Below are 11513 nucleotides of genomic sequence, written 5' to 3' on the forward strand. Positions count from 1 at the left end.
GAACGGCTGTTCATCGCGGGCAGCATATTCAGGTATCGAGGGTTAACCACTTATGGAGTATCAGCATGGCTTGGAATGAGCCGGGTGGCAAAAATAACGACCCGTGGAAAAACCGCGGTGGTCGCGATCAGGGGCCCCCGGATTTGGACGACGTGTTCAAAAACCTGTTTGGTAAATTCGGAAAAATGGGCGGTGGCAACGGTGGTTCAGGTAAAAGCCTGGGCACAGTCGGTGCTGCTATTCTAATCGCGCTGCTGGCCGTAATCTGGGTGGTAAGCGGGTTCTATACCATCCGTGAATCAGAACGTGGTGTGGTGCTTCGTTTCGGTGAATATTCTCAGCAGGTAGAACCGGGACTTCGCTGGAAACCAACCTTTATCGATACCGTTATTCCGGTTGATGTCACATCTATCCGCGACCAGGCGTCCAGCGGCTCCATGCTGACTGAAGACGAAAACGTGGTGCGTGTTCAGATGGAAATGCAATACCGCGTGGTAGACCCGTATCGCTGGACGTTTGCGGTAACCAGCCCTGAAATGAGCCTGAGCCAGGCACTCGACAGTGCAATCCGTTACGTTGTAGGTCACTCACAAATGGATGACGTATTAACTGATGGCCGTGAAGTTACCCGTCAACGTGTCTGGGAAGAGTTGCAATCTATCCTTGAACCTTATGACCTTGGTGTCACCATCACCGATATGAACTTCCGTGATGCCCGTCCGCCTGAAGAAGTGAAAGATGCATTCGATGATGCTATCGCCGCTCAGGAAGATGAACAGCGTTTCATCCGTGAAGCCGAAGCTTATGCACGTGAAATTGAACCCCGTGCCCGTGGTCAGGTTAACCGGATGAATGAAGAAGCGCAGGCTTACAAAGAGCGTGTCATTCTGGAAGCGCAGGGTGAAGTGGCCCGTTTCTCTGAACTGCTGCCTCAGTTTGAAGCTGCGCCTCAGGTTACCCGTGAGCGTATCTATCTGGAAACGATGGAAGAGGTACTGGGTAAAACCAGCAAAGTGCTTATCGACAGCAAAGGTGGAAATAACATGATGTATCTGCCGCTGGATAAAATGATGGAACAAAAATCATCATCTGCGCCGGCCCGTTCATCTTCGTCTTATCAGTCGCTGCCATCTTCATCCGGCAGTAACTCATCGGGCTCAGCAACGCAGAGTTCCGGTTTCCGTGACAGTCGTTTCGGTAACGGAGGAGAATAACGCATGAAGAACTTACTCATTGCAGTAGTAGTACTGTTTGTTATTTTGCTGTCCGGGTCGTTATTTGTCGTAAGCGAAGGCGAAAGGGCGATTGTTATCCAGTTCGGTAAAGTACAACGTGATGACGCCACCGGCGAAACCCGTGTATTCGAACCCGGCCTGCATTTCAAATTGCCGTTTATCGATTCTGTCCGTCGTCTGGATGCCCGCATTCAAACGTTGGATGATGTGCCTGACCGCTTCGTTACTTCAGAGAAGAAAGACCTTATTGTCGACTCTTACGTGAAGTGGAAAATTGCTGATTTCGCAAAATATTATCTCTCTACACAAGGTGGTAATAAGTTGCAGGCAGAGGCGCTTCTGAAACAGAAGGTGAACAACGGTCTGCGTTCTGAATTCGGTGCCCGCACCATTGCACAAATTGTATCCGGTGAGCGTTCTGCACTGATGAATCAGGCAATGGAACAAGCCAGCGAATCATCTAAAGAACTGGGTATTGAAATTGTTGACGTACGGGTTAAGCAAATTAACCTGCCAAACGAAGTCAGCAACGCGATCTTCCAGCGTATGCGTGCAGAGCGTGCTGCGGTAGCCCGTGAGCACCGTTCGGAAGGTCAGGAACAAGCTGAAGTGATCCGCGCTGATATCGATGCAAAGGTTACCGTTATGCTGGCAGACGCCGAGCGTAATGCCCGTCAGGTACGTGGTGAAGGCGACGCACTGGCAGCACAAATCTATGCAACGTCTTACTCGAAGAACCCTGATTTCTATAGCTTCCTGCGCAGCATGGATGCCTATCGTAAGAGCTTCAATGGTAAAGATGACGTGATGGTGCTTGCACCGGACAGCGATTTCTTTAAATACCTGGATAACTCCAAGGGTAAATAAATCGTAACTTACTGAAAAACCCGCTTTAAGCGGGTTTTTTTATGCCCCTAAAACCCACTGTCAGACGTTTTTTTCGTCGTCCTAAAGTATGGAAAATAGCCGCTTTACAGCCCTTTTGCTGCGAAGACGCTGTTTATTCGCTATACTGTGCGCGACATTATTATAATCAGGCTGTATAAAATGCAGATCTGAATAAAAACGACAGAGGTTTATCTTGAGTTCCAATCAGTCTCAGGTGCCGTCCCGCGGGGATGCTGCACAGAGCGGATGGTTCGCACGATTTTTGGCTACCGTAGAGTGGCTCGGGAATTTGTTGCCGCATCCGATCACATTATTCGCATTACTTTCTGTATTCATCGTCATCTTAAGTGGCATCCTGGGTTACTTCGATGTGGCTGTGGCCGATCCCCGTCCTGAAGGCGCAAAAGGCCGGGAAGCTGACGGCATGATCGAAGTCATTTCGCTGATGAGTGCCGAAGGTCTTCAGCGCATCGTTACCGGTCTGGTGACCAATTTCACAAGCTTTGCGCCGCTCGGTACTGTGCTGGTGGCATTGTTGGGTGTCTCTGTGGCTGAGCACTCCGGTATGCTTTCCGCGCTGATGCGCTCTCTGGTGATGGGTGCACCTAAGCGTGTGGTCACATTCGCCGTAGTGTTTGCCGGCATTCTTTCAAATACCGCATCTGAGCTGGGTTATGTTGTCCTTATTCCGCTGGCAGCCATGATCTTCCATTCTCTGGGTCGTCATCCGCTGGCCGGGCTGGCTGCTGCATTTGCCGGTGTGTCGGCGGGTTACAGCGCAAACCTGTTACTTGGCACCGTTGACCCGTTACTTTCCGGCATCACTGAAGCCGCCGCGCATATGATTGACCCTGAATATGTGGTCGGCCCTGAAGTAAACTGGTATTTCATGTTTATCAGTACCTTTGTGATTGCCATCATGGGCACCTTTGTGACTGAAAAAATTGTCGAGCCAAGGCTGGGTAAGTACAACGAATCGGATGCGTCTGTGGAATTGGAAGGTCAGTCCATGGAAGCGCCAACGGCTCTGGAAAAGAAAGGTCTGAAAATGGCCGGCCTTGCATTCGTGGCAGTGTGTGCCGTGCTGGCACTTACCGTCGTACCTGAAAATGGCCCGCTGCGAAATCCGGAAACCGGTCTTATAACCGGTTCGCCTTTTCTTAAAGGTATCGTTGCTTTTATTTTCATTACCTTTGCTATACCCGGCTTCGTGTACGGCAGGGTAACGGGTTCGATGAAAAATGACCGCGATGTGATCAACGCCATGTCTAAAAGCATGGGTGCCATGGGTCTCTACATCACGCTGGTATTTTTCGCCGCCCAGTTTGTAGCCTTCTTTAAATGGACGAACCTCGGTACGTTTCTCGCCGTTAAAGGTGCTGCGTTGTTGCAGGCCGCGGGTCTTGACGGGCCGTCGGTATTCATTCTGTTTATTTTGATGTGCGGACTGGTGAATTTGTCGCTGGGCAGTGCCTCGGCACAGTGGGCTGTGACTGCGCCCATTTTCGTGCCCATGCTGATGTTATTAGGTTATGCACCGGAGGTGATTCAGGCTGCGTATCGTATCGGCGACTCGGTTACCAACGTGATCTCGCCGATGATGAGCTATTTTGGGCTGATCCTCGCCATGGCGGCTAAGTATCGTAAGGATGTCGGGATGGGCACCTTGATTGCCATGATGCTGCCTTATTCAATGGTGTTTATCCTCGGCTGGTCCCTGCTGTTTTTCTTCTGGGTATTCCTCCTTGGCATGCCCGTGGGACCGGGAGCGGCAACCTTTTATACACCTTAACGAAATGTAATGTCTCTGAGGCCGGTTGATACCGGCCTTTTTTATTGGCAACATGCGGCGATAGTAATCGCTTAAACTGAATCAAATAATCGTTATAAATGTCTGATTCCGGGGATCAAAAGTGTCTCAGGTTCAGTATAATTAATTGTCTTTTTGATTAGTTGGCAGCGATTTCAGGTAAAGCAGCATGAAATATATTAACTCTACCCATTTCACACATGGCCAGGCAGACCGGCTGGGTGTGCTGATCACCAATTTAGGTACGCCTGAACAGCCGACCAAAGCTGCGCTGAAGCCTTACCTGAAAGAGTTTCTTTCCGATCCCCGGGTTGTCGAAGTTCCCCGCCTGATTTGGTGGTTTGTACTCAACGGGGTGATCCTGAACTTCCGGCCCGGACGCTCTGCAAAAGCCTATTCCACAGTGTGGACAGACGAAGGTTCACCGTTAATGGCGATCACTAAGGCTCAACATGCAGCACTGGCAGAGAAGTGCCGGGAAAAATACGGTGACGATGTGGTCGTTGATTTTGCCATGCGCTATGGACAGCCGTCCGTGGCGTCTGCCATCGACAGAATGCTCAGTCAGGGCGTGAGAAAGCTGGTAGTACTGCCGCTGTATCCGCAGTATTGTGCATCCACCACTGCGTCTACTTTTGATGCTGTGACTGCCGATTTTACCCGCCGCCGTTGGATGCCGGAACTGCGTTTTGTAACGCACTATAATGACGAACCCGCTTACATCGAAGCGCTGGCTGCAAGTGTCAGGCAGCACTGGGAGGAAAACGGCAAAGCTGATTTGCTGGTTATGTCCTATCACGGGATCCCGAAGCGTTACCTGACCAATGGTGATCCATACCACTGCGAGTGTCATAAAACATCAAGATTGCTGGCTGAAGCGCTGGATCTGAAATCAGACGAATACATGACCACCTTCCAGTCCCGTTTTGGCCGCGAAGAGTGGCTTCAGCCGTACACTGACGAAACTATGAAAGGACTGCCGGGTAAAGGCGTGCGGTCCGTGCAGGTACTGTGCCCCGGATTTTCAGCGGACTGCCTGGAAACCATTGAAGAAATCGGTGAGGAAAACAAAGACTACTTTATGGAAGCCGGCGGAAAGCGTTTTGAATATATTCCTGCGCTAAACGACTCACCGGCACATATTGATACGTTAATGACACTCATCGAACGTAATCTGCAAGGCTGGCAGGCATCTGCACAAAACCGTAAACGGGAAGCACTGGCGAAAGCCCTCGGTGCAGACAAGTAAGCTGTCCGGTGATAAAAGCCGGATTAGCCCGGCTATTTATCGTTGAACAGGAGAATGACCATGGACAGTAATGTAAAAGCACCGGAAGAGCTGCTCAAGGCACAAAAATGGGCAAACATGCTGGATACGGCGATAAAGTTGCCTGTTATTCCCTTCCGCATCGGGCTGGATTCTATAATCGGTCTCATCCCGGGCGCCGGTGACGCTGCCATGCTCATTGCCGGTTTTCGTATTATCTCTCTTGGAAAAAAGATGGGCATGCCATCCGGCTTGCTTAAAACCATGGTACGTAATTCCGTCATGGACTTCGCTCTCGGCTTCATCCCGTTTGTTGGCGATATTGCTGACTTCTTTTATAAATCTAACAGTAAAAATGTGCAGATCATGGAGAAGTGGTGGATAAGTAATAATAAGGCAGCGGTCGACCGCGCCACGCAGGAAAAATTGTCAGCCTGGCAGGAGCAACTCACCGACTGACCCGGCGTTCCGGCCCGGAACTGTAAACAAACCTAATCGCTTTTAGCTTTCCCGCCGTAGCACACCTTACCAGCTAGTAAACGTAAGGAGCGACAGAACGGAATGAAAGCCTCAGACCTCTTTGTTAAAGCGCTTGAAGCTGAAGGTGTGGAATACATCTTCGGTATTCCGGGTGAGGAAAACCTCGATTTACTGGAATCTCTCCGCACATCTGACATTAAACTTGTTCTGACCCGCCACGAACAGGGAGCGGGATTCATGGCAGCCACCTACGGCCGGCTTACCGGTAAAGTTGGCGTGTGTTTATCTACCCTCGGCCCCGGCGCAACGAATTTAGTGACGCCCGCCGCCTATGCGCAACTAGGCGCTATGCCGGTGTTAATGATCACTGGCCAGAAGCCGGTAAAAACCAGCAAACAGGGGCGTTTTCAGGTCATTGATGTGGTAGATATGATGCGTCCTATCACTAAATACACAACCCAGATTGTCAGCGGTGACCGTATTCCGTCTGTTGTGCGCGAAGCTTTCCGTCTTGCATCAGAAGAGCGCCCCGGCGCAGTGCACATTGAATTGCCGGAGGACATTGCTGATGAAAGCACTTCAGCGTCCCTGTTGAAGCCCAGTTATACCCGCAGACCGATTGCTGAGTATAAAGCCATCCGCGAAGCTGTTGAGATGATTGAAAGGGCTGCGTCTCCATTGTTACTTATCGGTGCCGGCGCAAACCGTAAACTCACAGCAAAAATGCTCAGAGAGTTTGTAGATAAAACAGGGATCCCGTTTGTCACCACCCAAATGGGAAAAGGGGTGCTTAATGAAAGTGATCCTCTGTTTGCCGGAAACACTGCGTTGTCCGACGGTGACTTTGTCCACCGTGCCATCAGTCGTGCCGATCTCATTATCAATGTTGGCCATGATGTGGTTGAGAAGCCGCCGTTTTTTATGCACGACGACGGAAAGAAAGTCATTCATATTAATTTTGAGCCGGCCGCTGTTGACCCTGTGTACTTCCCTCAGGCAGAAGTTGTCGGCGACATCGCTAACAGTATCTGGCAAATCAAGGAAAAGGTCTCCCCGCAGTCCGGCTGGAAGCTGGATTTTTATAAAGATGTGCACGATGCCTATGTCAACCACAGGCGGGAAGCGGAAGATGACGACCGGTTTCCGGTTCTGCCGGAACGTTTTGTCCGCGATATCCGCAAAGTGATGCCGGATGAAGGTATTGTGACGCTGGATAACGGCGTGTACAAAATCTGGTTTGCCAGAAACTATCCGGCTTACCACCCCAATACTTTACTGCTTGATAATGCCCTTGCCTCTATGGGGGCCGGTCTGCCTTCTGCTATTGCTGCAAAACTCGTTAATCCTGACAAGCCCGTAATCAGTGTATGTGGTGACGGTGGCTTTATGATGAACAGTCAGGAACTGGAAACTGCCGTCAGACTCAATCTCGATCTGACTGTCATTATTCTGCGGGATGACGCTTACGGCATGATCAAATGGAAACAGGCTCATATGTCTTTCGACAACTTCGGGCTGGACTACGGGAATCCTGACTTCGTGCAGTATGCCAACAGCTATGGCGCCCACGGCTGGCGCATTGAAGATACCGCGTCACTCAGCGAGGTTATCACCCGGTGTATTAATACGCCCGGCGTTCATGTTGTGGACTGCCCGGTTGATTACAGTATGAATGATGAAACGCTGAATCAGACAATCCGCGAATTAAGTGACAAGCTTTAAGGAGTTCTTACATGTTGAATGAAAGCTATCCCTACTATCTTGCAAGCAAACCTGTGTTTGCTAATACCGATCTGGAAGTTACGAACAAGTATACCGGTGAAGTGGCAACAAGAGTGGCCAAAGCCGGTGCTGATGTTATCGATAAAGCCATTGCTGCGGCAGAAAAGGCGCAACCGGCCATGGCGGCCATGAAGCCCTATGAACGCAAAGCGGTACTGGAACATTGCGTAAAACGCTTTACGGAACGTAAAGACGAGCTGGCAAAGGCGCTGTGTATTGAAGCCGGAAAACCGATAAAAGATGCGCAGGGAGAAGTAACCCGCCTGATTGATACTTTTCAGATAGCGGCTGAAGAATGTGTGCGTATAGAAGGTCAGGTACTGAACCTTGAGATATCCGCCCGGGCTTCCGGCTACCAGGGTATGACAAAACGGGTGCCCATTGGTCCCTGTTCATTTATCTCGCCGTTTAACTTTCCGTTAAATCTGGCCGCGCATAAAGTTGCGCCGGCGATTGCTGCCGGTTGCACGTTTGTTCTGAAACCGGCTTCAAGAACACCCATCGGCGCATTGATTATCGGTGAAGTGCTGGCAGAAACAGATTTACCTGAAGGGGCATTTTCTATTCTGCCATGCAACCGTGATGGTGCGGATTTGTTTACTACTGATGAACGGTTAAAGCTGTTGAGTTTTACCGGCTCCCCCGACGTGGGCTGGGCACTAAAAGCCAAAGCAGGTAAAAAGCCTGTAGTACTGGAACTTGGCGGTAACGCTGCCTGTGTCGTGGATGAAGATGCTGATATCGATGATGCTATCAAACGCATTATCGTTGGCGCCTATTATCAGTCCGGTCAGAGCTGTATCAGTGTGCAACGTATACTGGTACACAAAAACATTTATGAAACCTTCCGTGAAAAATTCGTTCATGAGGTGTCGGCATTAGTGGCCGGCGATCCTGCAGATGAAAATACGTTTATCGGCCCCATGATTTCAGAGTCTGAGGCGGAAAGGCTGGAGGATTGGATCCACGAAGCCAGAGAGGCTGGCGCAACGGTTCTGTGTGGTGGCACACGAAAAGGCGCTATGCTCGATGCCACCGTCATGGAAGGCGTACCGGCAGACTGTAACGCCAGTGCAGAAGAGGCTTTCGGGCCGCTCTCGGTTTTAGTGCCATTCGACGATTATGACGAAGCCTTAAAAGAGGTTAATAACAGCCGCTATGGTTTGCAGGCAGGCATTTTCACCCGTGATTTGTATAAAGCTCATAAAGCGTGGGATGTTCTGGAAGTCGGCGGCGTAGTGATCGGCGATGTGCCAAGCTGGCGGGTTGATAATATGCCCTATGGCGGAGTGAAGGATTCCGGCCTTGGCAGGGAAGGGATCCGCTATGCCATCGAAGATATGACCGAAACCAGGCTGATGGTTATCAGAACACCCTGATCCAGGGTCAGTAAGGGAATAAATCCGGGCCGGTGTCACAACCGGCTGTAACCCTACGTGAGATTTTTTTCATTTGCTATCATCCGCCAGGTTGATTTAATAAAAGAAAAGTTGTCTCTATTATCCCTGATAACAGTGAACAGGCCTCAATATGTTAGATAAAAGTCAGTTAAGCCCACCGGTTGCGACAGCGAATGTGAACGCTCAGGAAATCGCCCGCTTTGATGCGCTGGCTGATGCATGGTGGGATCCTGACGGAAAATATAAAACCGCGCTGTCTTTCAATGCCGCCCGGGTAGATTTTATCGAACAGGCAATCAATAAGCATTTTCGCCCTAAGGGATTGGCGGATGCATTGTTTGAGGGTTTATCTGTATTGGACGTTGGCAGTGGCGGCGGGTTGATTTGCGAGCCTCTGGCTAAACGTGGCGCAGACGTGACCGGCATTGATGCCAGTGCGACCAGTGTCGAAGTTGCAAGACGGCATGCACTGAAGCAAAACTTGCCGGTAAGCTACCACCATTGCCTGGCCGGTGAATGGGCAGATAAAGGACAACAGTATGATGTGGTTATCAATGCTGAGGTGGTAGAACATGTACCTGATCAGCAAACGCTGATTCAGGAATGCGCCTCCATGGTTAAACCGGGCGGGTTACTCATTCTGGCAACCTTAAACCGTACTTTTCGCAGTTTTATTGTTGCTATAGTGGGGGCCGAATATGTTATGCGCTATCTGCCGGTGGGTACGCACAGCTGGTCAAAGTTCGTGAAACCTGAGGAGCTTGACAGCTGGACAGGCAGTCAGTTTGTACGTCACACACAAAGCGGGTTTAAGCTTAACCCGCTCACCGGACACTGGAAAACCACGCCTTCCATGGCGGTAAACTATCTCTGCTGCTATAAAAAGCAGCCCTGACAGTGCGGTCTTCCCGTCCGGTAGTGGGTTGGTCAGCTTAGCAGCTCAGCTTGGGTGAACCTGGCGGTATGTACACTGGCTATGTGCACATCTTCCGATGAAATAGTGCTTACGTATAACCAGTTAGCCTCTACCTCCTGAGGCGTAAAGGTCACTGTCATGTATCCTCTCAGGTTCAGATTGCAGTATTCAAGATCCTTCACCAGCAGCGGCAGAGCCTGTGCCAGGCGGTGTGCCTCATTGTTATCCATTGTCAGATAACTTTCTATTCCGGGAGACGAGACGCTGGATGTGCCGAACTCTATACCCACGGCCTGATTGTCGCCGGTGGTCAGTTTGTTGCACCAGCCGTTATGCGTATCGCCGGCAAAGACGACGGCCGCTTTCCCTTTTTCCCTGAACTGCTTATAAAGTGTTTCCCGCTCTGCCGGATAGCCGTCCCAGGCATCGAGGTTGTATGCCATCGTGGTGTTTAGCCGCGCGGTTTCTTCATCGCTCACCGGTTGTCCGGCAATTTGTTTGCGGCGGATATCAGCAAGAGCATGGATTTTTGACGGTATTTCTTCCCTTGGTGTGCCGGAGAATATTTCTGCCGGGAAAAACATTTTTCCCATTAATACCTGTTGCCCCAGCACTTGCCAAGTCGCTTTACTCTTTTCCAGGGATTCAAATAACCAGTCCCGTTGTTGCAAGCCCAGCATAGTGCGGTCTTCTGCCATCAGCGCGGTAGTGAAGCCGATGTCATCAAACTGGCCGGTCTCTTCGTCAGTAAAAGCAGCGTAACTAAGTTGCTTATCCCGTCCGATGATACGGGTGTCCAGCATGTACAGTGAAAGCAAGTCACCAAATTCGAATGTACGGTAGATTGTCGGATCGGTGTCGCTCACCGGTGGCCGGATGGGTAGCCACTCATAGTAGGCCTGCACCGCAGCGGCGCGGCGTTTAAAGAAGTCGCCTTCGTCAGGCTGGTGGTTTTCGGCACCTGTGGTGTAGGTATCGTTTGCCACTTCATGGTCGTCCCACACTACAATCCAGGGCTTATTCTGATGCAGGGCTCTTAAGCCTTTATCAGTGCGGTAAATGGCGTACCGGTTCCGGTAATCGGCAAGGGTGATGATTTCTTCATCGTTATCAGTGGCAAAGGTGCGACCTAATTCAGCTGCACGCTCTGTGGCGTAGCCGTCCCCGGCATATTCGTAAATGTAGTCACCGAGATGCAATACAAAGTCGATACTCTCATCTGCAGACGCTGCCAGATAGGGCGTAAAAAAACCGGCAGGGTAGTTTGAGCAGGAGAACAATCCGAGTTTGACGTTGTCGACCTGTCCCGCCGGTAAAGTAAGTGTTTTCCCCACAGGTGATGTTTCTGTAGCAGTTGAAAACCGGTAAAAATAGCGGGTGGACGGTAATAACTCCCGTACATCTACTTTTATTGTGTAGTCACGGGCAGCGATGGCTTTGGCATGTCCCGAACGGATGATATCTGAGAAGTTACTGTCTACTGCGATTTCCCAGAAAATCGTTGCCGAAGGGGAGTCGCCGGCAGGAACCGCTCTGGTCCATAAGATAATGCTGTCCGCAGACGGGTCACCACTGGCAACACCATGAGAAAAAGAAACCGGATTCTCCGGTAAGCCTGCAGTTGAACTGCACCCGGTTAAACCGGTAGAAATAACCATACTGCCGCTTAGTGCGGCGGATAATTTAAGAAATAAACGGCGGTCCATGTGTCATCCTGAGCCGGGTAAAAGCTCAT

Annotated in this window: 9 protein-coding genes; 8 read left to right on the forward strand and 1 reads right to left on the reverse strand. The window is 50.5% G+C overall.

Annotated elements, in window-relative coordinates; genetic code table 11:
- Nucleotides 1-65 precede the first annotated feature (65 nt).
- The 8 genes from hflK (at nt 66) to ubiG (ending at nt 9757) form a co-directional block, all read left to right on the forward strand.
- Nucleotides 66-1214 carry an FtsH protease activity modulator HflK gene (gene hflK, locus DS731_RS02490; protein WP_119499854.1) on the forward strand — a complete coding sequence of 383 codons (1149 nt, stop codon included), beginning with the start codon at nt 66-68 and terminating at the stop codon, nt 1212-1214.
- 3 nt (nt 1215-1217) lie between these two features.
- Nucleotides 1218-2102 carry a protease modulator HflC gene (gene hflC, locus DS731_RS02495; protein WP_119499855.1) on the forward strand — a complete coding sequence of 295 codons (885 nt, stop codon included), beginning with the start codon at nt 1218-1220 and terminating at the stop codon, nt 2100-2102.
- Nucleotides 2103-2316: 214 nt separating this feature from the next.
- Nucleotides 2317-3915, forward strand: a complete 1599-nt coding sequence (locus tag DS731_RS02500; RefSeq protein WP_119499856.1) for an AbgT family transporter — start codon at nt 2317-2319, stop codon at nt 3913-3915.
- 187 nt (nt 3916-4102) lie between these two features.
- Nucleotides 4103-5182 (forward strand): ferrochelatase, encoded by a 1080-nt coding sequence (gene hemH / locus DS731_RS02505; RefSeq protein ID WP_119499857.1) that lies wholly within the window; start codon nt 4103-4105, stop codon nt 5180-5182.
- 60 nt (nt 5183-5242) lie between these two features.
- A complete protein-coding gene (locus tag DS731_RS02510) occupies nt 5243-5659 on the forward strand; it encodes a DUF4112 domain-containing protein (RefSeq protein ID WP_119499858.1) in 417 nt (138 codons plus the stop codon).
- Between the two features lie 102 nt (nt 5660-5761).
- Nucleotides 5762-7402 (forward strand): acetolactate synthase large subunit, encoded by a 1641-nt coding sequence (locus DS731_RS02515; protein WP_119499859.1) that lies wholly within the window; start codon nt 5762-5764, stop codon nt 7400-7402.
- 11 nt (nt 7403-7413) lie between these two features.
- Complete coding sequence (locus DS731_RS02520) at nt 7414-8841, forward strand: aldehyde dehydrogenase family protein (RefSeq protein WP_119499860.1); 1428 nt, start codon at nt 7414-7416, stop codon at nt 8839-8841.
- A gap of 151 nt (nt 8842-8992) precedes the next feature.
- Nucleotides 8993-9757 (forward strand): bifunctional 2-polyprenyl-6-hydroxyphenol methylase/3-demethylubiquinol 3-O-methyltransferase UbiG, encoded by a 765-nt coding sequence (ubiG, locus tag DS731_RS02525; protein WP_119499861.1) that lies wholly within the window; start codon nt 8993-8995, stop codon nt 9755-9757.
- A gap of 32 nt (nt 9758-9789) precedes the next feature.
- Here the strand turns inward: ubiG and DS731_RS02530 are convergent, their stop codons facing one another.
- Nucleotides 9790-11484 carry an alkaline phosphatase D family protein gene (locus DS731_RS02530; protein WP_119499862.1) on the reverse strand — a complete coding sequence of 565 codons (1695 nt, stop codon included), beginning with the start codon at nt 11482-11484 and terminating at the stop codon, nt 9790-9792.
- Nucleotides 11485-11513: the final 29 nt, after the last annotated feature.

The sequence above is a fragment of the Alteromonas sp. RKMC-009 genome, assembly GCF_003584565.2.
Taxonomy (GTDB): domain Bacteria; phylum Pseudomonadota; class Gammaproteobacteria; order Enterobacterales; family Alteromonadaceae; genus Alteromonas.